Genomic DNA, 24437 nt, shown 5'->3' with positions numbered 1-24437 from the left:
CAATCGATCTCCCTTCGTTGGAAAGGAGGTTGATATGGAAACGCTTAATTGTTCAGGCGTTCGGCGGGTGCCGTGGAACAAGGGCAGGTTGACCGGCCAGAAACCGCCATTGAAGCTCCGTGAAATCTGGGCAATCCGAACGAGACTTCAGATGTCGTCCAATGTTCTTGAGTTGGCATTGTTCAATCTGGCGATCGATAGCAAGCTTCGGGCGTGCGACCTGACACGGTTGCAAGTGCAGGACATCTGCATGGGAGCGCACGTAGTCTCGCGTGCAACATTCATGCAGCAGAAGACGCAACGACCTGTGCAGTTTGAAATCACGGAGCAGACTCGGCAGAGCGTCGCGGCCTGGATAGCCACGCGAGGGCTAAAACCCGCCGATTATCTCTTTCAAAGCCGGCTGCATGCGTCACCGCATCTGTCGACACGCCAGTATGCCCGCATCGTCCACAGATGGGTCGCGTCGATCGGACTCGATGATGCCGCTTACGGCACTCATACGATGCGTCGTACAAAGGTTTCGTTGATCTATCGACGCACCAAAAATCTTCGTGCAGTTCAGTTGCTGTTAGGTCATACCAAGTTGGAAAGTACCGTGCGATACCTCGGGATCGAAGTGGATGACGCGCTGGAAATGGCAGAGCAAACCGAAGTGTGATCGAAACGAGGTCGGCGAGCGGACGCTTGCCGGCCATCAAGCGTCATTCACTCGCACCGTCGCTCGGTCACTCCGGCGTCGGTATTGCACCGACGAGCGGCCATTCCCTTCGGTGACTGGTCGGTCTGCGAAAAGACAAAGAGTTCCCAATGTTCCCGCCGGGGAGCGCGCCGAGGCCATCAGGGGAGGAATCGAAAAGGTAGCGGCGGACGCGTCATTGCCTCATTCCCGAGCGGACCGTTTGAGCGCCGAAGTTGTCGAAAACGTCACGATGATCATGGCCGGGGCAGGCTACGCTGATGATCCAGCCGCTTACGAACTCAATGTCTATATCCGTGGCCCGCATGGGATGGCCCGCATCAATGCGGACCTGCACCGGCACATCTTCGATGTATTCAACGAATACGGCGTGCAGATCATGACCCCTGCCTACGAGGGCGATCCCGACGAGCCGAAGGCACATATGTTCCACCGCGCCGTCGGCGAGTGCGCGAACAGGCCGTTGGAGATGGAGCGGGTCCAGGGAAAGAGCGCAAGTACGTAATGCAAGTACGCATACGTTGACGCAGCGGTGGCAAAGTCCCCCAGCTTGACTGGCAGGATGAACCGCTGCGGCTCGCCGGGTACCCCCTGAGTTCGTTCCGCGGCTATGCGCAGCATTGCCTCGACCTGTCGCCAAGGGTCTCGTACCCGATTCCGACCGTGGTACGGAGGTGGTTGTACCGCGGGCGCAATGGTATGCGGCACCGGCATCGTCCGATCAACGGAAAGCAGGTTGATGATTCACCATGGCCCCGTAACTGAGAATGCGGAGAACGGCGGCGTCGCAGCGGTGCACGGGCGCGAGAACGAACAGATAAACGAGGGGCAACCCGACGCGGCGGATCAGCCCATGGTTTTCGTTGCGTTCAAAAGGGTTGGCCTTGTCTGTCGAGCAACGACGCATGCAGAAGTCCGTTGTGGCCTGCAGGTTTGCCACAGGTGGAGGAGTTCCAGGTGACTCGCAGGGCGCGCAAAGCGACGCAGGCAGGGACAGTTGCATGATCGAGCCGCGCGATCGCTGTGGTGCGCGAGACATGTCGTGCTGGCGGATCAGCTCACTCAGGCGCGGATAGACCTGTGTGCGCCAGACGTGGTCAATGAAGTCACACAGGTATGGGATGTAGTCGTCAAGATCAAAGAGCCCATCGCTTAGCGGAACCGTGCGGGCATCACACCAGTCTGTAATGTAGTCGTCGAACTCCGGCAACATCCTCGCTACCGTCTCCCGTAGCAACGTCGCATGGTGGCCCGAGAGCGGCGCGACGAGCAACACGGCGGGGTCCGTGCGACAGGCGGCACGCTCGAAGTGCAGCAGTCTGCAAGACGGCCTATTCATCACAACGGTTTCGGTGACGGCGACCGTCTGTCCATCGATAACAGTCTGTGTCAGGCCGAATTCCGGCTTTGGGTATGTCTGATAAAGTCGCACCAGCAGTTCGCAACCCGCTGCGACCTGGCGCGCCGGGGAACCGGACGCGCCATCGACGGGGTCCAACAGGCTCGCGGTGGCCCCGAGCCAGGGAAGCAGGGGTGCTCAGGCTGCGCTGTGCAGCTCACGCACCCGGTAAGACTTCAACATTTCAATCGCTCCTCGCCGCTGTTTCTCACGCTTGCACGCGCCGGTCCGGGACCGGATAGAAGACGCGTCGCAAACCTTTTGTCGCCCGTCAATATGTCACCCATTACGCGAACGGTGCCAGACCTGTCCGGGACATGTGACCGGAACGTTCATCCATTGGTAAAGCAGCCCGTTCCAATTGCCCCCAAACCTTTCCCCTCACGTACTAGTAAAAGCGCATTCAACCGTTTGCGGCGGGCGAACTGTACCCCGTGCTTGTCGCCTAACACCATAAGCGCAGTTGCATACGCGTCGGCATCCATGCATGTGTCCGCGAGCACCGTCACTGAGGCGATCCCGTTCCTCAAGGGCGCACCTGTGCGAGGGTCCATCGTGTGCGAAGTGCGCGTGCCCTCGTATTCACTCCAGTGTCGATAGTCGCCCGAAGTCGCAATCGCAATATCAGTGACTTCAATTACCGCGAACGCCTCCCTGCGGGTGTATTCCGGCCGCTCGATGGCGAGTGCCCAGGAAGACCCGGTTGGCTTCGTGCCGCGTGCGCGCATCTCACCGTCAATTCCGACGAGCCACGATTGAATGCCGTTGTGATCCATCACACGGCCCAGCTCATCGACCCCAAAGCCCTTCGCAATTCCGCACAGGTCGAGCGTCACCGGCGCCCGCTTGCGGGCGCGACTTTGCGCGACGTCGACCTCGAGTATTTCGCCGATCGGCCTATGCGGCCTTTCTCCTGGCAGGCTCGACATGCCCGGCTGGCCAACACCTCCCGGACCGAACCCCCGCCGGTCAATCAGGTCACCGAGGCCGACGTTAAAGGCGTTATCGGTTTCACGGCCGATCTCGGTTGCACGAACCAGCACCTTTGCAAGGTTGGCGGATATCGGCACCCAGACATCGACACCCGCCTTGTTAAGGCATGTAAGGTCCGAGCTTGCCTTCCAGTTCGACATCTCCTGGTCGACGGCTTGCACCGCCCTTTCGAGCCCGGCGGCAAGCGACGGGTGATCGAGGTCCGCTGGCGCGTAACATTGCGCACTGTAGCGAGTGCCCATCGTTGCACCGCTGAACGTGTGGCGGCAAAGCTCACTTGCCCGCTGGTTCTCAATAGACGTCTTCGACATAGCTGCCCCTCAACTTCAAGTCATTCACGGTAAGGCCGGAGCCCGCCAGAATCCGCTCCCACGCGATTGCAACCCCTCTCGCCATGTCCCTGCCTCCGCACACCATGACGTGCGCCCCTCGAGCTACGAGCTCGCGAAGCGCCACAGCATCGGCAAGAAGCCGTTCCTGCACGTAAGTTTTCTCCGCCGGGCTCGACAACGCGGTCGTAAGGACTGTCAGCCGGCGCATGCCCACAAGGCGGCGCAGTTCCTCGTCATAAAGGAACGAGTCGCCGGATCGCCGCGCGCCGAAATACAGGTGCATCGGGCGCCCGGCCGCGTTCTGCCGGATGAATCCTACAAACGGGCCGATGCCAGTGCCGGCGCCAACGAGAATGAGCGGGGCTGCACCCGCTGCCGGCCTGAAACCAGCATTCGTACGGATGAATGCATCGATCGAGTCGCCTTGTTTCAGGCTCGTCAGATAACCCGAGCACAACCCGTCCGGATGCCTGCGCACGCAGATCTCGACAAAGCCATCTTGCGAGGCGCTCGCCAACGAATAGAATCTCGGCACTGTGTCCCCGGGCGGCACGATGCCGACCAGATCACCCGCCTCGAACGCCGGCAGCCGTGCGCGCAGTAGCCTTTGCCAGGCCGAATCTGTCTTCGGGCTACGAACAAAGCGCAATACAGACGTAAATGCCTCGGCTCCCGCCCCATAGTCCTTGCGCTCGATCAGTCGAAGCGCAATGGTGCGAGGCGACGAGGGCTGGTACCGAACCTCCAGCGCGACGTCGAGTGCGGTGCTCAACTGCTCGACCCACTTTCTGAACGCACTCTCTGACTGGCGATCGATCCTCCCGAGGTCCATCAGCGGACGCATCCCCTTTGCACACAAAGCCTCATGTACCTTGTGCGCATAGCCACAGAAGTTCGGGTACTGACGATCACCAAAACCAAGAACGGCGAATCCCATGGGAGCGGAAACGTCCATTCCGGCCAGCTTGTGGAGAAATTGCGTGGCGTTCGAGGGCGCATCCCCGTCCCCGAAGGTCGAAGTCAGTATGATGAGGCGCTGCGCTTTCCCGTAGCGCGACGACAGATCGTTCATCGAAGCCGTATGCACACGAAGATTCGCCCGTGTGAGCGCTTGATGAATGGCCGTGGCGAATCCCCAGGTCGCGTTTGACTCGCTGCCGACAAGGATGACCGTATCCGCCTGCCGCGCCCTTACATTGTTGGCGAGTACTGGCATTGCGCGACGACGGCGCGCCCACAACCAGATCCCGCTGACGGCCAGCACGGGAACAGAGGCGCTTGCCGCGCCGAGCAACAGCGCCAGCCACCAGAGCCCTTCACCTGTGTGCAACATGAACACGGTTTCATGAACACGCTGCCATGCATCGTTGTCCTGCCAGGCGAGCCATGTTCCCGAGGACGGATCGACGTATCCGGCACCCTTCGAAGTGCTCAACGCGTAGACGTCGCGTGGGTTCTGCGGCGCAGGGAAAGCGAGCTCACGCAAGGCCGTTACGTCTACGCCTTTGAGCGCGGCAAGCTGACCGACGGGAAGCGGCGCAAGCCTGCTCACATAATCTGGATAAGCGGGTTCCGCTGCGTGTCGTTCGGGAATAATTCCGAACGTCGTCAACGACATCATCAGGCCGGTGGTCGCTGAGAGCATCAGTCCAATGAGGGCGACGCGCGCGATTTCGTTATGCACCCGTTGCAGGCCGCTACCCCGAACCCGGCCAGGAAGATGCCGCCATCCCCCCATGCGTCGTGCAAGCAGCGCGAGACCCGATACTCCCAGCAGCAGCATGAAACCGGCAGCAACACCGGCCGCAATCCGGCCTGCATTGCCAAGCAGGAACTTTCGATGCAGATTCGTGACCCAGTGCATCGCAGGTGACGGCGCATACAGCCCGATAGCCGCACCGGTCGACGGATCGATTCGGGAAGCACGTGACTCGCCATCGGAGTTGTAATAGGCGATGACTTCGCCCGAAGGTTTGCGCACAATCTTCTCGAGCACAGGGTGATGGGCTTTCACACGTGCAGCGAGCGTTGCGACATCCAGCGTGCCCTGGGCGAGCCGGGTGGTCCCCGCGCGCTCGACTGCGGGTTTGACCGACAGCACGGCGCCCGAGAGCGCCATGATGGTGAGTACGATCGCCGCGATCAACCCGGGCAGCGAATGAAGCTTGCGAAGCATTGCGGTTCTCACAAGGTATAACGGAACGATTTCACATAGCCACGCCCTTTGACCGGCTTCGCAGCTCCGGACGTCGTCAACGGGACGACGACCTCGGACGGGTTTTCGTTCATCTTTTCCACCGCCGTGTCCACGTGGACCTCGTAGCCCGCGTCGATCAGGGCGTCGGCGATGTCCAGCGTCGCCCGCAGCGTCTTGCCGGCGCCAACGCTCGCCCCCGTCACGCCGTCGAGGGTTACCCCACCGCCCGTCATCCGATACCAGTCGCGAAGGTGTCTGTAGTACTTGGCCTTGTCGCCGGCCATCCACAGCGTTCCTTGATAGCGTCCGGCCCGATCGGTGACATACATGACCACGTATGCGCCGTCGCCACCATAGCTGTTCAGTTGGGTCTCGAATGTGACCTGGCGCGCCGAAGCCATCGAGGGAATCGCGAGTACGCCGGCGAGCGCTGCAATGGGTAGTGCAAATTTGATGCTCATGATCTGACCTTTTCGATAACGACAACACCGATCCCGATATCGGAACCCCTTGGGCACCTGCATCACGCCCTTAGCGAATCTGAACTTGTGGCTTTGTCCCTGGAGTCAGAATTCCTCCGGAAGGCGCAGCACCGCTTGCCTGATTGCCAGACGCGCCGTCCGGTGCAGCGGGCCGTGCGGGACTTGCACGAGCGGCGTCACGATCCTTGCGATCGCCACGCCCCTCGTCGGGGCTGCCGTCGTCATCGGTCTTCATCCGGACGATCGCGAGCGTGGCGGGATTCACTTTGGCCTTAAAGCGTTGGCCTTGACGATCGGTCCCGCGAATTTCGTAGCACCCGTCTTCCGTCTTGATCCTGGTAACGTTCCAACCCTGTGCCCTGGCAAATGCGTCGATCTCCTTGACCGGCTTCCAGCCCGAGAGCGGTACGTTGCAGGCATCGTCCGCCAGCACCACGCCGGCACCGGTTGTGCCGACTGCGACCAGGGATATGATTGCAAGGCCGTTGAGAAGCGAGCGACGTGTCATGGCGGATCTCCGGTTCAGCGTGACAGTCACTACGATGCAGCCGGAACCTGAAGCCAACCTTGCGACGGTGAGGATTTTTCTTCATTCTGGCGTAAGCTTGGCGACGCAGACTTGGCGCTAACTTCACCGGGACCAAAGCATGAGAGTGCTGCTTGTCGAAGACGACAATTTGCTCGGACAGGCTGTCAAAGAGCAGATCACGCGGGACGGACACTCGACCGACCATGTCACGACGCTTCGCGATGCCCGACGCTACGTTGAAGCCGCGAACTACGATCTGATTCTGCTAGACCTGCTGCTGCCGGACGGCAAAGGAATCGGCTTTCTGCGCGAATTGCGAGGGAGCCGCTCGTCCGTTCCCGTCGTCATCCTGACTGCGCTTGATCAGATTGCAGATCGCATCGCCGGATTAAATGCCGGTGCCGACGATTACCTTGTCAAACCGTTTGACCTCTCCGAACTGTCGGCGCGTGTGAACGCCGTGGCACGAAGATATGCGGGCAATCCCAATCCGCTCGTGACATTTGGCGATATCGAGATCGACCTGGCCGCGCACGGCGTCACACGGGCCGGCCGTCACATTTCCCTCACCGCCAGCGAATGGGCGTTGCTCGAGGCGTTCGTTCAGCGTCCTAACGCGATTCTCTCCAAGGCACAACTCGAGGAGCGTCTTTATTCGTTTAATGACGAGATCGGTAGCAATACGATCGAGGTGCACATGAGTCGGTTGCGCAAGAAACTTGGAGCCGATCTGATCGAGACGGTGCGCGGGCTTGGGTACAAACTCAGGCAGTCCAGGTGATGCTGCGCAGCCTCCAGGCGCGTCTGGCCGCCATGCTCGCCGTTGGGCTCGCCGTGCTGTCGCTATTCGCCGCGACAGCGTCATTTCGCGTCTTGCGCGAAGAAATCAATCGGATGTCTGACAGTGCCTTGCAGGAGACCGCGCAGCGCCTCGTGCCGCTTGCTGTGATGGATATCCTCGATCGTGATCAGCAAAGCAGTGCCGAGCGTATCGCGGGCGTGCGCACGCACGGGGAACTACTGACCTATATCGTCCGTGATCAGACAGGCGAGACCATCCTCCAATCCCACGATGCCAACCCTGCCGTCTTTCCAGCCGCTCTCAAACCCGGATTTGCCTCCACCGACACGCATCGGCTCTACACGGAGACGGTACTTCAGGGGACGGTGTCGCTCACCATTGCTGAGCCGTTGGCGGCACGTCACCGCGCTGGCATCGAAGCGGCACTTGCGGTTGTGCGGCCGCTCGTGCTTCTGGTTCCGCTGGGTCTCATCGGCGCGTGGCTCATTGTTCGCTCCGGACTGCGCCCAATCCGTCGATTTTGCGACGGCATAGCGGCGAGAGGACGCGACGACCTTAGCCCGCTGGGCAAGGCCGGGATGGCCATAGAAATTGAGCCCATTGCGGACTCGGTGAATGATCTTATGCAACGACTCAACCGGGCTCTGACAGCCGAGCGCAGTTTCACTGCAAACAGTGCGCACGAGCTTCGCACGCCCATTGCCGCAGCCCTTGCGCAAACGCAGCGCCTGATTTCGGAAGCACAAGGCACGCCCTTCGAGGAACGCGCGCGGAACGTCGAGACGTCGTTGCGCACACTTGTGCGCCTGAGCGAAAAGCTCATGCAACTGGCCCGGGCAGAGGGCGGACGTATCCTTGCAGATACACCTCAGGACCTGCGACCGGTTCTTCAGATCGTCGTCGAAGACATCAGGCGCGCCGAGCGATCGAATGTACTTCACCTGAAGTTGCCGGAGCAGGCAGTTCTCTCGCGAATCGATCCTGACGCATTCGCGATACTCGCGCGCAACCTCATCGAAAATGCGGTCAGGCACGGTTCCGAAGCACAGCCGATCCGCGTCGTGCTTTCCGACGAAGGCAGGCTAAGCGTCATAAACCGCGGGTCCGTCGTGCCCGCGGACACGCTTTCCCGCCTGATCCAGCCATTTGAGCGCGGCGTGACGACAGCCGAAGGAAGCGGCCTCGGGCTGGCAATCGCGAACGCAATCGCTCAGGCGGGGGGTGCACGCCTTACCTTACGCTCGCCGGCATCAGGAATGCCGGATGGCTTTGAGGCGATCGTCGAAAATTTAAAAGTCGCCAAATTCTAAGGCGGCCCCGTGGCGAGCACGATTTCACAGCCGGTGCATGTCCTCACATCTCTTCACCGCGTCGCTGTCTCAGCCGAAGAAGAGACGGTCTCCGACAAGACCCAACGCCCGGTCAGTGGAAAATTCGCCGTTGCTTTTGTCGATGTGCGTTGTCGAATGCTTCGCGGGCACGATGGCCTTGATGTGGTTCAAAGGATTGACGACTGCGCATTCGGACAGCGCCAAGCCGATCAATGCCCGCCTGACCTACGACGACCACCTGCAGATCAAGGCGCCCGTCGAGGCCCTACTGGCGAACCCGTACGGACCTGCTGGCGTGGGTCCACATGTGTCATGACGTTGAGTACGCGATGGCGTGTCAGTACGCTCTGTCGCGCGGCGACTGCGATGTCGTGCGCCGCTGCGACGGAGTGCGTGGCATCGACTTCGATGTGAACGTCGACCACAATCATGTCGCCCATCTTGCGCGTGCGCAGGTCATGGACGCCGATCACGCCAGGCGTGCTAAGCAACGTCTGCCGGATGGCCTGCACCTCGTCTTCGTCCGCCGAGCGGTCCATCAGGTCGTGAAGAGCCTCCGAGCCGAACTCCCATCCCATCTTGAGCACCAGTATGCCGACGATCAACGCCGCGATCGGATCGAGTAGGGGATAGCCCACCAGATTGCCGACGATGCCGACACCTACTACCAGAGAGGACGCGGCGTCCGACCTCGCATGCCACGCATTGGCTACGAGCATGCTGGATTTCACACGCTTTGCCACAGCGAGCATGTAACGGAACAGCAGTTCCTTCGCGATCAGAGCGCCAATTGCTACCCATAGCGCAACGATGTGAACGCGCTGCACGGAAGCCGGATCTTCGAGTTTGAGAAGCGCGGACCAGAGCATACCCACGCCCACCGCGGCAAGGAGTGCGCCCAGCGCCAGCGACGCGGCGGTTTCGAAGCGTTGATGACCGTATGGATGCTGTGTGTCGGCACCTTTCCTGCTGTGATGGCTGGCAAAAAGCACCACAAAGTCGGCGACGAGATCGGAGAGCGAGTGTATGCCATCTGCAACGAGGCCCTGGGAACCGGAAAAGATGCCGGTGATGACCTGGCCGAGGGTCAGCGCCAGATTGACGGCGACGCTTACCCACGTGCTTCGGGACGCTGCGGCAGCGCGCTCGGCAGGAGAATGTTCCGAATTCTCGGCGTCGTCGAAAAGTTCCTCGGTCTTCATGTAGTGCTTCCATCCGATTGGAAATGAGCAGCCCCGCAGGCTGGCATAGCGCCGTGCGCCGTTGCGCATGCCGCGTCGTATCGTTCAGCGTCGCGTGATATGGCCGTGCTCTACGTGCCTGCGCGGGTGTCATCGACCGTCACCACGTCAACTTCCTTTGTTTCGGTGAGCAACTACCAATCGGGTTTCGTGAGTATGTACACGAGCCCGAGCAAGACCCGTTGTGTGTCGATACGGGATTGACGTGCGTGCGCTCAATGACGAAACCCGGATAACAGCCATAACGAGGGCCGTCCCGACTCTGCTACAAGCATTCCTGCGCTTGCTCAGGTAACGGGCACGAACTCTCCTTCGGCAAAGAACCACGCCGACATCGTCCGTGCCAGTTCGAGCACGACCTCCGCGTCGGTCCGGCCGGAGGACGCGCGCACGTGGAACGAATGATCTGCGTCGTCCACCACATGCAGCGTGGCGCGTGGCCCCAGCGTCCCGACGACCGACCTCAGCAGGTGAAGCTCGGCCAGCTTGTCGCGCGTGCCCTGCAGGAAGAGAGTCGGCACCGTGACGTCCGCCAGGTGCCGTGCCCGCTCCACGTCGGGCGCGCCCGCAGGGTGTAGCGGGAACGCGACGAAAGCGAGGCCACGCACGCCGTCGAGCGGGGAGATGGCTTGGGCCTGGGACGTCATGCGGCCGCCGAACGACCTGCCGCCCGCGAAGAGCGGCAGGGCTGGCAGCCGCCGGCGGGCCTCTGCGACGGCTACCTGCACGGCAGCATGTGCCACGGCCGGCGAGTCTACCCGCTTGGAGCCCCGCTCCATGTACGGAAACTGGTAGAGCAATGTGGCGACATTGGCCGCCGCAAGCGCGTCGGCCAATGACGACATGCCGGCGTGCTGCATGCCCGCCCCGGCACCGTGCGCGAAGACATATAGGGCTCGCGCGTCCTCCGGCACTCGGAGGAGCGCAGAGACCTTAGTGCCGTCGGGCAGTGCCAGGGAAAGCGATTCTGGGTCGTCCATCGTATTCAGGTTGTGTCGTTGTGGCCTTTCGCCGATTCTGCATCAATGAGGCATCGGGCAGCGTTTGTGGCGGCCTCCAGCAAGGCATTGCGCAGGCGGAGTTTGCCGGCCGATCCATGGAGCGCGCGCCCATTACGAACGGCGCCGCAGGCGCGATGTGCCGGTCGACGATCGCAAGCCCGATCTGTGGGCCGCAACGTGATCCGCGCTTTGAGACATCTGCGTAATAGCACGCCTGCATCATTGTCTGCGAGCTGTTACGACACTGCAATCAGCGTCAAAGGAAGTTCTTGAAGGGCAGTTCACTTATCTGGCTCTCTGGAAGAGTGTCCGGCTGCAGAAAGTTCTGGGTTCGGCCAGCTACAGACCTCGTCCAACGCTTTCAATGGGACGTTTGAACGTCCGCACTGCCTAGGCAACAGACCCTGTTCGCAGTCGTTTCGGTCGCCTCTTTGCCGCTTCGACGCGCTTGCGGCCAAACGCACCGACGCTCCCGCCGATGCTCTCAGGTGTTCGCCAGGACCGCGCCGACTCCTGTCCCTGCACAACCCGCTACCTCATTCTTGCGAGTCCAAGAAGGGACTGTTCTTGATCCTGTCCTAATCATGATGGATCTTGAGCCGTTATATGTGCGTAATCACTGGGAGCCCTTTGCCAAATTGGCTTGCGCCTTGAATTCGCCGCATCGGCGTCCACCTACTTCCTGCCTCCCCATGTTCAAAAATATAAGTATTCGTGTCCGCCTGGCGCTGGCCATGAGTTTTCTCGGCGTGCTGCTGATCATCGGCGGCGTCATGGGTATCGTCGGTGTTTCGATGGGCAACAACGATGTGCAAGAGCTTTATTCAAGCCGGCTGTCCTCTTCCGAAGCTCTCGGTCAGGCAAACGTAGCGCTATCGAGGGTGCGCCTCTGGCTGTATCGCATCGCGCTTGATCCGGCCAGTCCAGACGTGCCCAAGGAAACCCAGGCCGCCCGTGATCTGCTCACCGCATCGAAGCAGGCGTGGGCCGCGTATCGCGCGATGCTGCTCCCCGGGACCGACGAGGCGCGCCGCGCGGCCGACGTGAATGCAGAGTTCGAAAAGCTCGTCTCAGACGGCCTTGAGCCGATGTTCAGCGCAATCTCGACTCATGATGCGGCGAAGATCCCCGAGGTCTGGCTGCACATACCGTCGTCGCTGTTCATAGATGTGTCTGACGGCATGGATGGACTTGGCTACATTCAGGTTATGGCTGCTCGGGCGACATTTGAGGCCGCGCAGAACCGCTTCCGCGGGTTCGTTGCTGTAGCGATCGCCGGCATTCTCGTCGCGTTCGGTGCGGCGGCGCTCGCCTGGTGGTCGCTGCAGCGGGCGATCGGCACGCCCCTTACCCAGGCATTAGGCCATTTCAGGGCGATTGCGGACGGCGACCTGACTACGCAGGTCGAGGTCCGCACGCTCGACGAGATGGGACAGCTGATGACCGGCCTGCAGGCGATGCAACGCAAACTGGTTCAGACAATCAGTGTGGTGCGTGAGGGCTCGCGGTCGATCGACACCGCCGCGCATGAAATCTCGGCGGGCAACCTGGACCTGTCGCAGCGGACCGAAGAGCAGGCCGCTTCCCTGGAGGAAACCGCCTCGTCCATGGAGGAACTGACGTCGACTGTCCGCCAGAACGCCGAGAACGCGAAGCAGGCCAGCCAGGTGGTGAGCAGCACGGCGCTGCTGACCGGGCAGGGCAATCGGGCGACGCAGGAAGTCGTCCAGACGATGCGGGGCCTGTCCGACGCGTCCGGCAAGATTGCCGAAATCACCGGCGTCATCGAGGGGATCGCATTCCAGACCAATATCCTGTCCCTGAACGCCGCCGTCGAAGCGGCGCGCGCGGGCGAGCAGGGGCGGGGCTTCGCGGTGGTCGCCAGTGAGGTGCGCTCGCTGGCCCAGCGCAGCGCCACCGCGTCCCGGGAGATCAAGGAGCTGATTACGGATTCGCTGAGCCGCGTCGAGACTGGCGCTCGGCAGGTCGACCGCGCCAGCCAGGCGATGGCGGAAATCGACGCTTCGGTGAAAAAGGTCAGCGACCTTATGGGCGAGATCTCTGCCGCGTCCGACGAGCAGTCGAAGGGGATCGAACAGATTAATGTCGCGGTGGCGCAGATGGATCAGGTGACGCAGCAGAACGCGGCGCTGGTCGAGCAGGCGTCCGCGGCGGCGCTGTCGCTGGAAGAGCGGGCGGGGCAACTTGAAGCCGCTGTTTCGATGTTTCGTGTCCGTGCAACGTAGGTCCCGGGTCAGTCCGGTCCGGGTAGAGTTGAAGGCTGGTGCCATGCATCATTCAGCAGAATTACCACGAGAGTTATTTGATTGGCCAATATCGGCTGAGAAACTTTAGCGAAGAAAAGGAGCCATTCGCGGCTCGCCACGGTGGTCTCCGCACAGCAGTACGTTGCGGGCGACACCGAAAGTGCATGCATTGAGAGCGCGACCGACGCGCCGGCGGAGGCCAACTGATGCGGCGTTGTTCCGCAAACCTTCACTGTTCACAAAAGCAGCGAGCGGTCCTACGATATCGGCTTGTGACTTCCAGAAATATGGCGGACTTCAATAGTCTGTCAAGGGGGCAAAGGCGTGGAAGACTTTCAGCTGCTCGATCACTTTACGGACGGAGTAATGTTGCTCGACCGGCAGTGGAAGTTTCGGAACGTCGACCGCGCCGCTGCGCGGCTGCTGAAGCGTCCGTCGACGGAGTTGATCGGTCGCGAAATCTGGGCTGAATATCCCGACCTTGTTGGGTCGAGCTACGAGAAAGCTTATCGGCAGGCGGCCAGGACCGGATTGCCTGACACCGCGACTGAGTTCTACGCGCCGCTCGATACCTGGTTCGAAGCGCGGGCATTCCCTTGCGAAGATGGCATCACCGTGCTGGTGCGCGATGTCACCGAGGCGCGCGCAATGTCGGTGCGTTTGTCGGAGCAAGCCACGTATGATGCGCTCACCGGCCTCATCAACTGGCGCGAACTGGTTATCCGCCTTCATCGTCTCATCGATGACGGCACCGCCAATTCCGTCGATGTACTCTTCATCGACCTGGACCGTTTCAAGGAAATCAACGAATCGTTTGGCCATGCGGCTGGGGAGGAAGTCCTGCGTGTGATCGGCGAGCGTATTTCGGGCTCACTTGGTGAACGAGCCTGCGCGTCGCGCATCGGCGGTGATGAGTTCGTGGTACTAGTCGTTGACGCGCCCGAAGACGAGGCCGCGCGCGTTGCCCGCAGCATCATGGTTCGCATGCGGGAGCACATTGAGACGCCGTCCGTGCGCACGTCGGTAAGCGCGAGCATCGGGTTGGCGCAGTACTCATTTGCCGCGGCGAATGCCGACCAGTTGTTGCGCAATGCTGACACCGCTATGTATCAGGCGAAGCGCCTGGGCGGCTCGCATGTGCGATCGTTTAGCAAGGAGGACGCGCAGCGTCTCTCGCATCGCCTTCGGCGGTGGCCAGAACGGTTACAGTGACCGACTGGCTCGTTTCAATCGAGTTGCACCCCTGGTCGGAATTCCTTGTGAGTGATATGAAAACAATCATCCGTAGTGTGGTTGCTGTCGCAATGCCGATGTTTATCCACGTATCGGCGCATGCAGAAGGCATGTGCAAACAAGATGAGCAGGTGGTATTCAATTGCGAGCTGAAGAAATCGACTGCGTCACTTTGCATCGACAAGAAAACAAGGAAGTTTGTTTACAGGAATGGCACGAGAGACAAGATGGATCTTCAGGTTCCCGCTCGAGACAAAGGTGAGGACGCTAATCCATTTCAGTTTAGTAACGTACCGTATGCGGGGGGAGGCGAGGCGCACGTCCGGTTTGAACGCGGCGACTACAACTACTACCTGTACGACAAGACAGTGAAGACGGCTGATGGTCCCGAGATGTCCGCTGGAATTGTTGTGTTCAGGCAAAAACGGAAAATCGCAGAGATGGCCTGCCAGAACGATGCGTCCGTTCACCAGGAAGCATACGAAGAGATGCCTAAAGAAACATATCTCGACATCGGAACCAAGTGAGCTTTTTCTGCTGCGGGATCTGCGTACCACTCACGCGTAGCTTTGTGCTTGAGTATCGGGATGGACACTATCCGGTACCCACGAGCCTGCATGCCGTTTGAGATTCTCCGAGCGCACACGTTGGGCTATCGCGCTGGGGGCAGCCTCCGTTCGGTCCCGTAGGCGTCCGATTCTCACGCTCGACGAAAGCAGGCTGACTCCGGCCCTCGGTTACGTGTTCAGGCGGAGCTGGCTGTACCCGCACGAGTCGCTGATCTCGATCCTGTGGAAGTTCGAGACGGCCAACGCCCTGTCGGGTGTAGTTGTAGCCCGGCTCATGGGGCTGGACGTCGATCCTTATGAAGGTATCGCTCCGCGTCGGGGGTTGGTGGATGTCCGCCGGCTGCAAGAGAGCCTCGGTTTGCCTGTAGAAACGCTGCGAGCCGCGCTGATGGATCCGGTCGGACGGCGACGCTATAGCGACGTGTTCCGTTACTGTCGTCGCTGTCTCGCTCACGGCTACCACAGTGTTGTGCACCAGCTGGAAAGACTGAGCACGTGTCCCGCCCATCGTCGGCTGCTCGAAACAAAGTGTTGGCGCTGCGGCCGTGAAGCACCGTATCGGGTCAACGTCCAGGTTCTCGAGGCGCGGTTTCACTGTGCATATTGTTATGCAGGTCATGGCGGAACATGGACGCCGGACAACGCGGAACCGATGAAGCCGGCGCACCGCAGTGCGTTCACACGTCGCTATCTTGAATGTTGCCTCGGGTGAACGCATGGCCGGACAAGTTTGCGAGTTTCTCCCGGTTAGACGGAAGGATCGCCGGCGGCGTCGGCAGGTCGTCGGCAGGTCGTCGGCACAGCGTCTCACATCCACCTGTGGACTCCCCCGCGTCTCGTCAACAGAAGTGACACATTTCGTTCGCTGCCAGGTGACTGAATAATCGGCGCATTTTCTGGGCGAGGAGCTGGATGCCCGTAGTTGACACATTTCCTGGCGCAACGGAGACAGATTTCCTTCGCTCTACGAACGTCGACCACGCAAACGCCGCCCGACTCGCTGCAGGACTGTCTCGCCTTCCTGGACTGGTCGTCCGCGCCACACCAACTAACATGCTTTTTGTTACGGGCGAGAAGGTGTTGGTCGATGGCTTGACTGCCTGGCTGAAGGAAAAAGACATTTTGGTGAGTGGTCGCTACGGATTGCGACTGGTCACCCACATGGGAGTTTCCTCGTCGGACATGGACCTTGTGATTAGTGCAGCATCTGACTACTCCAAGCAAGTCGACGCCTAGCCAGAGGGGGGGCGGCCCGCAGGACTGTGGGCCGCCTCGTAATCACGTTGCTCCTGATTTGACCGTGGACTATTTCAATGCTGCTCTGGCTACTCGACACGCGGCGAGGTCCCACGCTCCGCTTCCCACGGTCTTCAAGACAATCGGCGCATCCTTTCTAACGTTTTCTCCTACCGCCGATCCGAGGGTGCGCACCTGTGACCAATCGACATCGGCCTGAATCAGGTCGCCGGCTTCAGCGCGCGTCGCATTCAGGTCATCGACGAAGATACGACTTGCGCGAACGGTTTCCTGCGCAATCTCCGCTGCGTCAGGGGTGAACGCGCCAACGCCAATTACTAACCGAGGTGCTTTGGCTGCCTCGGCGTAGACGGGCACCTTGCTGGTCGTCACCGTAATGACTGTATCGACGTCATCGGGAATCCCATCGCCACACGGCTCGACATGTACTCCTTGGGATGCCAGGGTGCCGCAGAAAGTGTCTTCGAAGCTATTGTTGAGTCCTTTGACGAGCACTCGTGCAGTGGGGTAGAGGGCATGGATGGCAAGCGCGTGGGTTTGCGCTTGTTGTCCCGTGCCAATGATGAGGAATACCTGCGGCGTGGACGGATGAAGCACCCGGACCCCTAACATCGAGAGAGCGGCCGTCCGACGCGACGTAACGGTCGGTCCGTCCAGAATGAACTCAGGACGTCCTGTCTGACCATTGCAAACGGTCACGGTGCCGAAGATGGTAGGCAAGTTTTGCTTCGCATTGTCCGGACTCACGCTCACGAGCTTGTGAATTGCTACATCAGGCGCGCTCGCCGGCATCGAAAGAACGACGCCGTTGTCATTCAACGGGACCCCGACACGCACAGGCGAATGAATCTCGCCTCTGTCGTGCTCCACGCTGGCTTCGGCCAATGCATCGACAAGAGGAATGAAATCAAGCAGCGCTGCCGTTGCTGCAGCGTCGAACACAGAGATTTTGTCCATAGGCGGTTCCTAGGTTTGTATCGACAAGTGCCAGTGCGGTTTAGAACCGGTCTGCGCGGAAAGGGTGTAAGTCGACCGACGTTGATTCGCGTGCCATGAGCTGAGACACAAGCTCCCCCGTTAGCGGTCCGAGGGTGAGGCCTAAGTGTTGGTGCCCCGTCGCTACGAATACGTTTTGCGCACAGGGAACTTCATCAATCATGGGGAGGTAGTCGGGGAGAGTCGGACGGTCGCCATACCAGCGACTTTCCATCTTGGGCGCCTGTTCGCTCGGAAACAGCTCGCCAAATTGTTTCGCGAGAATCTCGGCTCGCCGCCAATCCGGCTCTTTGGGCGGCCCAAGTTCAACCGTTCCCGCCAGGCGGATGCCATCGCGCATCGGGTTACATGTGAAGCCTCGCTCAACAAAGCTCACCGGGACCTTAATGGACTGGCCTGATGGCTTTGCGAGCTGAACGTGGTATCCGCGCTCGTGCGTCAACGGCACGCGCAGACCCAGTCGTTCAGTGAGCACCGAGCTTTTTGCTCCTGCTGCGATGAGCACTTTGTCGAAAACAAGCTTGTTTTCGCCGAGACGAACGCTGATTCGTTGGTCAGGCAGCATCTGAATGTCAAGCACCGGCGCCTTCGTGAATTTCGCGCCAGCGGTGCGAGCCGCATCGAAAATTCGCATCACGACGTCACGGGGGTTCGTGACTGAAGCCATGCCCGAGAAGTAACGTGCGTGGCTGATGGCCGACGTGAGCGTCGGAAGATATCGCTCTCGCACCTGAGCCGCGCTCAGGTTTTCGTAGTGGACACCGTATGCGTCGAGCAACTCCAATTGCTTGCGCTCAGCGTCCGCATTTACTGGTTTCTCGAACACATAGAGGGAGCCAATATCGCGGAACAAGTCGCTCACGATTTGCTTCTCTAACAGTCTTTGCCATGCCTGTGCGGCCACCGTAATGACGCTCGCCAAAGAGACGGTGTTCCGCCTGAAGCTCGACGGACGAGCCTGCGACACGAACTCAATCATCCATGGTGCCATCCGGGGCAGGCTTTTTTTATGAAGCTTCAGCGGACTATCTGATTGCAGGAGCATCCGTGGGATGCCCGAGAGCGTGTCCGGACTTGCGAGGGGCGCGACGTGGTCAATGGCAATCAGTCCAGCGTTACCGAACGAGCAGCCGAGTCCGGGTTCCTCCGAGTCGACAATGTGAACGCGATAACCCTTGCTGAGAAGGTTCAGCGCTGCGTTCGAGCCGATGATGCCTGCGCCGATTACAAGAATGTCTTCCATGGACGTTCAGAGCGAGTCACGATGATTCGTTCATATTAGCCCATATTTTTCCGATAGGAAACAAAATGTCATATCGGATCAACTATGTGCGCATCGGGCGATGCGAGCACGCAGCTGGCTGTTCTATCCGGCAATCGCGTTGTAAGCACTCGCTTGTTCCAGCAGCCACGCTCTGAAAGCCTCTAGCGGCTTGCTGTGACTGAGCTCCATAGGGTAAACGAGGTAATAGGCAGAGTCGACGGCCGCAGCCGCGTCAAAGGGAATGATCAACCCCAGTTGCTCGAGTTGCCCGTCCACGAAAAACTTCGGGACGAGCGCCACTCCAAGGCCGGCTGCTGCGGCGGCAATCAGCATCGTGTGTAATTCGTAGCGAACACCTTGCATCGTCGAGTTGTCGGTAACACCGAGGTCGGAGAACCAGTTGGTCCATGCGCCCGGACGCGTCGTGGAGTGGAGCAACGGGTAGGCAAGAAGCTCGTGTGCTTTCTTAATAGGCTTGTTCAATAGCGAAGAAGAGCAAACCGGTACGATTTCCTCGCCGAAGAGGTAGTCCGACGATGTGCCTGGCCAAGTCGGCTTGCCGTAGTGGATAGCGGCCTCAAAGTGCGACTCTTCGAACGAGAACATATCGGTTCGAACACCCATGTTGACTCGAACGTCAGGTGTGCGGTCGTTGAAATCTTTGAGTCGAGGAATGAGCCATTGGGAAGCAAAGGTGGGGAGGACTGCGAGTTCCAGATAGCCGCCGCCACTACCGTGCGCGATGATTGAGAGCGTGTCACGGTCGAGATGTTCAAGCGACCTGCGGACCTGCGTGCCGTAGAGCTTTCCCGCCTTGGTCAAAATCACTCGTTGTTTCGCTCGAACGAAGAGGCGAACGCCAAGATTGGACTCCAGAGTGGCAATCTGCCGCGAGACAGCGCTCTCTGTGAGAAATAGCTCCTTGGCGGCATGAGTGAAGCTTTCGTGGCGTGCCGACGCTTCGAAAGCCATCAACGCACCCATGTTCGGAATCTTGAATTTGCGCATGGTAGTTCCAAAAACTCATCAGCTAACAATTTAAACTCGCTTTACGCGGCTTGCAAGGGCTTGAATAATTCCAAACATGCAGGGCTGATAGGTGAAGTACCTTGGCCCTTTCACCCATTCCCGCCCTTGGTCGGGCGGCCCCAGCCCTGAGAGATTTGCGATGCGCAATGCAAACGTCGAGCGTCTTTTGACCAGCCTGCTTGGCAACGAGAAGACGGACTTTCTGTTCTCAACCTTGAACTTTCCGTCGTTGCTCGAGGACTTTGAGGAAGGCACGGTTACCCGCGCAGAACTCGCGCAAGCCATGAACATGGCACTCTTTGATGACTTGCTGCAGCGGTCGGAGAATGGCCGGGTGTACACGAAGGACGCAATCGCGAGTGGTGGTTCGGTTTTCTTTGACCACGGCGCGATACGCACGGTGCGTTGGGCGCAAAACGGTGCGTTGCCTCCCGGCGAGGCTGCCTTCACTCGCATTCTTCGTCCCCTCGGCTTCAGGCTCAATGGTCGTTATCCGCTGGACAAGCTGAACATGACCGGTCGCGCATATGCACACGAAGATGCTCCGGACGACATCGCGCAGTTCTTCGTAAGCGAACTGCATCCGGAACGTTTCTCGACCGAATTTCAGCAGGCCGTGACCAATGTGGTCGCTTCGTCGAAGGACCCGCTCACGCCGTTGGCGGTATCGCAACTCTCGGAGTTGGAGCGCGATGGTTCGTTGACCATCGAGGCTGCGTTGAAATTGTTGCCCGTCATTGTCGGTGCGTTCTCGCGTCAGCACGACCTGCCGAGCGAGACCGACTATGAAGCGTTGCTCCTTGAGTCTGCGGAGATGGCGTGGATTTCGACCGAAGGGAACGCGTTCAATCATGCTACCGACCGCGTCGAAGATGTTTTTGCGCTTTCGGATGAGGAGAAGGCGAAGGGCCGTCCGATGAAGCCGGAAGTCGAGCGCTCGCGTTCAGGTCGCGTATTCCAGACCGCATATCGTGCCGACACCGTACAGCGTCAGTTCAAGGCGGTCGACGGTACACTAACTACTCGTGACGTTCCTGGTTCGTTTTACGAGTTCATCACTCGCAAACGCACGTTTGACCAGGCGTCCCGCCGCTGGCAGACGGACCTGCGATTCGATGCCGGCAACGCGACCGGAATTTTCAAGATGACCGCCAACGCAGCGAAGTAACGTGAAGACAGCCACACCGTTCCAGGCAAGCCACGGCCTTCTGCACAAAGTCGAAACGGAGTTGCGCTCGTGCCTACGTGGCGAGGTCCGGTTCGACAACGGTTCGAAGGCGTTGTACGCCTCTGACGCTTCAAACTACCGGCAGATTCCGCTTGGCGTCGTCGTTCCGGCTGATGTCAACGACCTCGTCATGGCGCTCGAAGTCTGCCATCGGATGGACGTTCCGTTTCTGACGCGAGGCGGTGGTACGTCGCAGAACGGGCAATGTGTGAACGTTGCGGTAGTGGCTGATGCAAGCAAGTATGTGAACCGGGTCGTCTCGATTGACCCCGAAGAGCAGACCGCTATCGTCGAACCGGGCGTCGTATGCGACACGTTGCGGGATGCGGCAGAGGCGCATGGTCTGACTTTTGCGCCGGACCCAGCCACTCACAGTCGATGCACGCTCGGCGGCATGATTGCCAATAACTCGTGTGGCGCGCATTCCGTGATGGCAGGCAAGACAGTCGAGAATGTCGAGGCGCTCGAAATTGCGACGTACGACGGAGCTCGGTTCTGGGTCGGCCCGACAAGTGAAGTCGAGCTCGCCGAAATTATTCGCGCTGGCGGCCGCAAAGGTGAGATTTACTCGAAGCTGAGGGACCTGCGCAACCGCTATGCCCAACACATCCGCAAAGAGTTTCCGCAAATCAAGCGGCGCGTCTCTGGATTTAACCTCGACCAGCTGCTTCCAGAAAATGGCTTCAATGTTGCACGTGCGCTTGTAGGCACGGAGGGCACCTGTGCGGTCACGTTGCAAGCAAAGGTCCGTCTCGTTCATAGTCCGTCTTGTCGCGTCTTGCTCGTTCTTGGATTCAAAGACATCTACACGGCCGCTGACGCGGTTCCTCATTTTCAGAAGTTCTCGCCGATTGCTATCGAAGGCCTCGACCGAGGTATCATCCGCGGGCTGCAAGCTCGGAAACTGAAGGCAGAAGAAATTGCTCTCCTGCCAGAAGGTGACGCTTGGGTCGTTCTCGAATTCGGAGCAAACACTGTCTGCGATGCGACGGCACAGGCTGTCGAAGCCGATGAGTATTTCAGCGCCGGCAATGCGGGCGAAAACGTTTCTGGGCTAGTCGTTGAAGACAAGCCAAAGCAACAAAAGATTTGGTCCATTCGCGAGACCGGAGCGTCCGCAGTCTCCTTGTCCATTGACCCGTCGAAGCCAGACCCGATTGTTGGCTGGGAAGACGCTGCAGTGGACCCGATGCGCCTGGGCGATTACCTCCGACAGTTTCAAGCGCTCGTTGACCGGTATGGCTACGAGACGTGTCTGTATGGTCACTTCGGTGACGGGTGCGTTCATGCTCGCATAACGTTCGACATCCGGACATCGCGAGGCGTACTCGTATGGCGCGACTTCCTGCGGGAGGCCGCTCAACTGGTTGTCGATTTCGGCGGCTCGCTTTCCGGGGAGCACGGAGATGGTCAGGCAAAGGCGGAATTCCTTCCCATCATGTATGGCGCCGAGGTCATGCAGGCGATGGCTGAGTTCAAGGCCATTTGGGACCCAGCTAATCGGCTCAATCCCGGTAAAGTCATCAACGCGTACCGCGCAGATGAAAATTTGCGGATGGGCCCAGCGTACAAGCCTGTCACGCTGACGACCAAGCTTACCTTTGCCAGCGAAGAGGGTGACGGCATGCAGCGGGCTGTTGAACGCTGTATCGGCATGGGCAAGTGTCGCTCGCTTGATGGCGGGACGATGTGTCCGAGTTTTCGGGCCACGAGGGAGGAGAAGTTCTCCACGCGGGGACGGGTGCACCTTTTCTGGGAGATGTTGCAGGGCGAGGTCATCACTGATGGCTGGAACAGCCGCGAGGTCAAGGAAGCGCTTGACACATGTCTCGCGTGCAAAGGCTGCAAGTCGGATTGTCCGACGCATACCGACATGGCGTCTTACAAAGCAGAGTTTCTCTCGCACTACTACGAAAATCATCGCCGACCTCGACAGGCGATGTTCATGGGAAGAATTGCGCAATGGGCACCGATAGCGAGCTATTTTCCGAGGTTGACGAATTTTTTGGCCTCAACCGCCCCTATTTCCCATATCGGCAAATGGGTGGCGGGGGCCGCGCCGGAACGGAAGCTTCCGAAGTTCGCGCCAAAGACCTTCAGGAGAATCGCCGGTGCGAACCGCGCGCGCAAGCTTACGGCGGGTACGGCATCGAAACCGAAGGTCATCCTCTGGGTTGACACCTTCAGCGACAACTTCTCGCCAGAGGTGGCGGGTGCGGCTTTCGAGGTCCTCACGAGGGTTGGCTTCGAAGTGGTCCTGCCGCGCAAGCGTTTATGTTGTGGCAGGCCACTGTATGACTTCGGTCTACTGGACGAGGCGAAGGCTTTGCTCGAGACGGCTGTAGGTGCTCTGGCTGACGACGTCTTTGCCGGTGTGCCGGTTGTTGGCCTCGAACCCGGCTGTCTTTCTGTCTTCAAGGACGAACTGCTGAAGCAACTGCCGAACGTGCCTGCTGCAAAGAAGCTATCGGAACAGACATATCTGCTCTCCGACTTTCTGGCTCAGTTGGATTATCCTTGGCCGAAGCTTGATGCGGACGTTGTTGTGCATGGGCATTGCCACCAGAAAGCGCTGTTTGGCATGAAGGGGGAGACCGCGCTTCTGGACAAGCTGGGCACGCGCTGGAAATTGCTCGAGACCGGGTGCTGCGGAATGGCGGGTTCATTCGGCTTCAACAAGGACCACTATGAACTGTCCATGAAGGTCGCTGAAGATAAGCTTTTGCCGTTGCTCCGTGCGGCGCCGGCTGACGCGATTGTTGTCACGAACGGCTTTAGCTGTCGCGAGCAGATTGAGCACGGCAGCGACCGGCGCCCGATTCACATTGCTCAACTGGTGCTTCAGGCGCTCGAAGGTCAATCACCGAATCAGGTCTCGTCCTTGCTGCGACTGGCAGCAGGGGAATTGGTATCGACGTCGTAGAGAACGGAGTTGTCACTTTCATTGATGAGCCAGAGGACTTCTGCGTCCTCCGTGCTTGTCGACACTGCGGCATGTCCTGTTCTACTGTCAAAATAAATGCTGTCGCCTTCTTGCAGGTCGGTTGGAGCATACAGTTCTGAGTAAAGACATACCGAGCCACTCAGCACGAACAAAAACTCCTCGCCTTCGTGGCGGCCCCATTCAGTGAACTCATCGAGCGAATGAGCCGTGATACGGATACGGAATGGGTACATCGACTTTTTCGCCAACTCGGTGGCGAGCAATTCCATCCTGTAGCAACCTGCTGAATGTGGTTTGCCTTCGCCTTTACGCGTGACTGCTCGTCTACCATTTGCCCTCGGCCGCGTAGCGGAGCCGAACAGTTCCCCAAGATCGATTTTCAGACCGTGCACAATTTTTTGAAGAACGTCGAATGTCGGCGACATGACGCCGTTCTCGACTTTCGACAGTGTTGAGCGGGACACGCCGCATGCGCGACTGGCCGCTTCAAGCGTGTAGTCGAGGTGCATCCGCGCGGCCTTGACGCGTTTTCCAAGTTCGGAGACCGTGCTCTCGACGGGCCTAACGCCGTTGATGTCCATACGGAAGTACGAAGAGTGTTGTGGGAAAAATTGTTTCCAATGATACCAGCCATTCGCGTCGT

21 protein-coding genes are annotated in these 24437 nt (G+C 59.5%); 10 read left to right on the top strand and 11 right to left on the bottom strand.

What is annotated here, in order from left to right; translation table 11 throughout:
- The first annotated feature begins 34 nt into the window (after positions 1-34).
- Positions 35-661 carry a tyrosine-type recombinase/integrase gene (locus FRZ40_RS31230; RefSeq protein WP_147236670.1) on the top strand — a complete coding sequence of 209 codons (627 nt, stop codon included), beginning with the start codon at positions 35-37 and terminating at the stop codon, positions 659-661.
- 241 nt (positions 662-902) lie between these two features.
- Positions 903-1205 carry a hypothetical protein gene (locus FRZ40_RS44820; RefSeq protein WP_197039390.1) on the top strand — a complete coding sequence of 101 codons (303 nt, stop codon included), beginning with the start codon at positions 903-905 and terminating at the stop codon, positions 1203-1205.
- Positions 1206-1421: 216 nt separating this feature from the next.
- On the opposite strand, the gene FRZ40_RS45825 is transcribed toward FRZ40_RS44820, so the two are convergent.
- The 5 genes from FRZ40_RS45825 to FRZ40_RS31200 form a co-directional block, all read right to left on the bottom strand.
- A complete protein-coding gene (locus FRZ40_RS45825) occupies positions 1422-2198 on the bottom strand; it encodes a polyhydroxyalkanoate depolymerase (protein WP_147236669.1) in 777 nt (258 codons plus the stop codon).
- A gap of 233 nt (positions 2199-2431) precedes the next feature.
- On the bottom strand, positions 2432-3403 hold the full coding sequence (locus tag FRZ40_RS31215; protein ID WP_147236668.1) for an FAD:protein FMN transferase: 972 nt from the start codon (positions 3401-3403) through the stop codon (positions 2432-2434).
- Positions 3384-5600 carry a PepSY domain-containing protein gene (locus FRZ40_RS31210; protein ID WP_147236667.1) on the bottom strand — a complete coding sequence of 739 codons (2217 nt, stop codon included), beginning with the start codon at positions 5598-5600 and terminating at the stop codon, positions 3384-3386. Before FRZ40_RS31210 ends, FRZ40_RS31215 begins: the two co-directional genes overlap by 20 nt.
- 8 nt (positions 5601-5608) lie before the next feature.
- Positions 5609-6076 (bottom strand): DUF2271 domain-containing protein, encoded by a 468-nt coding sequence (locus FRZ40_RS31205; RefSeq protein ID WP_028369000.1) that lies wholly within the window; start codon positions 6074-6076, stop codon positions 5609-5611.
- Between the two features lie 76 nt (positions 6077-6152).
- Complete coding sequence (locus FRZ40_RS31200) at positions 6153-6611, bottom strand: PepSY domain-containing protein (protein ID WP_028368999.1); 459 nt, start codon at positions 6609-6611, stop codon at positions 6153-6155.
- A gap of 139 nt (positions 6612-6750) precedes the next feature.
- Here FRZ40_RS31200 and FRZ40_RS31195 point away from each other — a divergent pair, with 139 nt between their 5' ends.
- Both FRZ40_RS31195 and FRZ40_RS31190 read left to right on the top strand, forming a co-directional pair.
- Positions 6751-7413 carry a response regulator gene (locus FRZ40_RS31195; protein ID WP_147236666.1) on the top strand — a complete coding sequence of 221 codons (663 nt, stop codon included), beginning with the start codon at positions 6751-6753 and terminating at the stop codon, positions 7411-7413.
- On the top strand, positions 7413-8744 hold the full coding sequence (locus FRZ40_RS31190; RefSeq protein ID WP_147236665.1) for a sensor histidine kinase: 1332 nt from the start codon (positions 7413-7415) through the stop codon (positions 8742-8744). The genes FRZ40_RS31195 and FRZ40_RS31190 overlap by 1 nt, the downstream gene beginning before the upstream one ends.
- A 266-nt stretch (positions 8745-9010) precedes the next feature.
- On the opposite strand, the gene FRZ40_RS31185 is transcribed toward FRZ40_RS31190, so the two are convergent.
- The gene (locus FRZ40_RS31185; RefSeq protein WP_147236664.1) at positions 9011-9967 is read right to left on the bottom strand and encodes a cation diffusion facilitator family transporter; all 957 of its coding nucleotides are present in this window, start codon (positions 9965-9967) and stop codon (positions 9011-9013) included.
- 326 nt (positions 9968-10293) lie between these two features.
- Positions 10294-10986 carry an alpha/beta hydrolase family protein gene (locus FRZ40_RS31180; RefSeq protein WP_147236663.1) on the bottom strand — a complete coding sequence of 231 codons (693 nt, stop codon included), beginning with the start codon at positions 10984-10986 and terminating at the stop codon, positions 10294-10296.
- Positions 10987-11699: 713 nt separating this feature from the next.
- Between FRZ40_RS31180 and FRZ40_RS31175 the strand changes: the two genes are divergently transcribed.
- The 4 genes from FRZ40_RS31175 to FRZ40_RS31155 all read left to right on the top strand — a co-directional run bounded on the left by FRZ40_RS31175 (position 11700) and on the right by FRZ40_RS31155 (position 16312).
- On the top strand, positions 11700-13253 hold the full coding sequence (locus FRZ40_RS31175; RefSeq protein ID WP_147236662.1) for a methyl-accepting chemotaxis protein: 1554 nt from the start codon (positions 11700-11702) through the stop codon (positions 13251-13253).
- Positions 13254-13598: 345 nt separating this feature from the next.
- Positions 13599-14486, top strand: a complete 888-nt coding sequence (locus FRZ40_RS31170) for a sensor domain-containing diguanylate cyclase (protein ID WP_147236661.1) — start codon at positions 13599-13601, stop codon at positions 14484-14486.
- On the top strand, positions 14483-15034 hold the full coding sequence (locus FRZ40_RS31165) for a hypothetical protein (RefSeq protein WP_147236660.1): 552 nt from the start codon (positions 14483-14485) through the stop codon (positions 15032-15034). Before FRZ40_RS31170 ends, FRZ40_RS31165 begins: the two co-directional genes overlap by 4 nt.
- 954 nt (positions 15035-15988) lie before the next feature.
- Positions 15989-16312: a hypothetical protein gene (locus FRZ40_RS31155; protein WP_147236658.1), complete on the top strand. Its 324-nt coding sequence runs from the start codon at positions 15989-15991 to the stop codon at positions 16310-16312.
- Between the two features lie 69 nt (positions 16313-16381).
- On the opposite strand, the gene lhpI is transcribed toward FRZ40_RS31155, so the two are convergent.
- The 3 genes from lhpI to FRZ40_RS31140 all read right to left on the bottom strand — a co-directional run bounded on the left by lhpI (position 16382) and on the right by FRZ40_RS31140 (position 19601).
- A complete protein-coding gene (lhpI, locus tag FRZ40_RS31150; RefSeq protein ID WP_028368992.1) occupies positions 16382-17290 on the bottom strand; it encodes a bifunctional Delta(1)-pyrroline-2-carboxylate/Delta(1)-piperideine-2-carboxylate reductase in 909 nt (302 codons plus the stop codon).
- A 40-nt stretch (positions 17291-17330) separates the two neighbouring features.
- Complete coding sequence (locus tag FRZ40_RS31145; protein ID WP_147236657.1) at positions 17331-18572, bottom strand: NAD(P)/FAD-dependent oxidoreductase; 1242 nt, start codon at positions 18570-18572, stop codon at positions 17331-17333.
- 123 nt (positions 18573-18695) lie between these two features.
- A complete protein-coding gene (locus FRZ40_RS31140) occupies positions 18696-19601 on the bottom strand; it encodes a LysR substrate-binding domain-containing protein (protein ID WP_147236656.1) in 906 nt (301 codons plus the stop codon).
- A 160-nt stretch (positions 19602-19761) separates the two neighbouring features.
- Here FRZ40_RS31140 and FRZ40_RS31135 point away from each other — a divergent pair, with 160 nt between their 5' ends.
- Together FRZ40_RS31135 and FRZ40_RS31130 are read left to right on the top strand one after the other, a co-directional pair.
- Positions 19762-20790 (top strand): DUF1338 domain-containing protein, encoded by a 1029-nt coding sequence (locus tag FRZ40_RS31135; RefSeq protein WP_147236655.1) that lies wholly within the window; start codon positions 19762-19764, stop codon positions 20788-20790.
- A 1-nt stretch (position 20791) separates the two neighbouring features.
- Positions 20792-23773, top strand: a complete 2982-nt coding sequence (locus FRZ40_RS31130; RefSeq protein WP_147236654.1) for an FAD-binding and (Fe-S)-binding domain-containing protein — start codon at positions 20792-20794, stop codon at positions 23771-23773.
- Here FRZ40_RS31130 and FRZ40_RS31125 read toward each other — a convergent pair.
- Positions 23719-24375, bottom strand: a complete 657-nt coding sequence (locus tag FRZ40_RS31125) for a helix-turn-helix domain-containing protein (protein WP_028368987.1) — start codon at positions 24373-24375, stop codon at positions 23719-23721. The genes FRZ40_RS31130 and FRZ40_RS31125 overlap by 55 nt on opposite strands.
- Positions 24376-24437: the final 62 nt, after the last annotated feature.

It is taken from the genome of Paraburkholderia azotifigens (assembly GCF_007995085.1).
Taxonomy (GTDB): domain Bacteria; phylum Pseudomonadota; class Gammaproteobacteria; order Burkholderiales; family Burkholderiaceae; genus Paraburkholderia; species Paraburkholderia azotifigens.
This window is presented reverse-complemented; position numbering and strand designations above follow the sequence as displayed.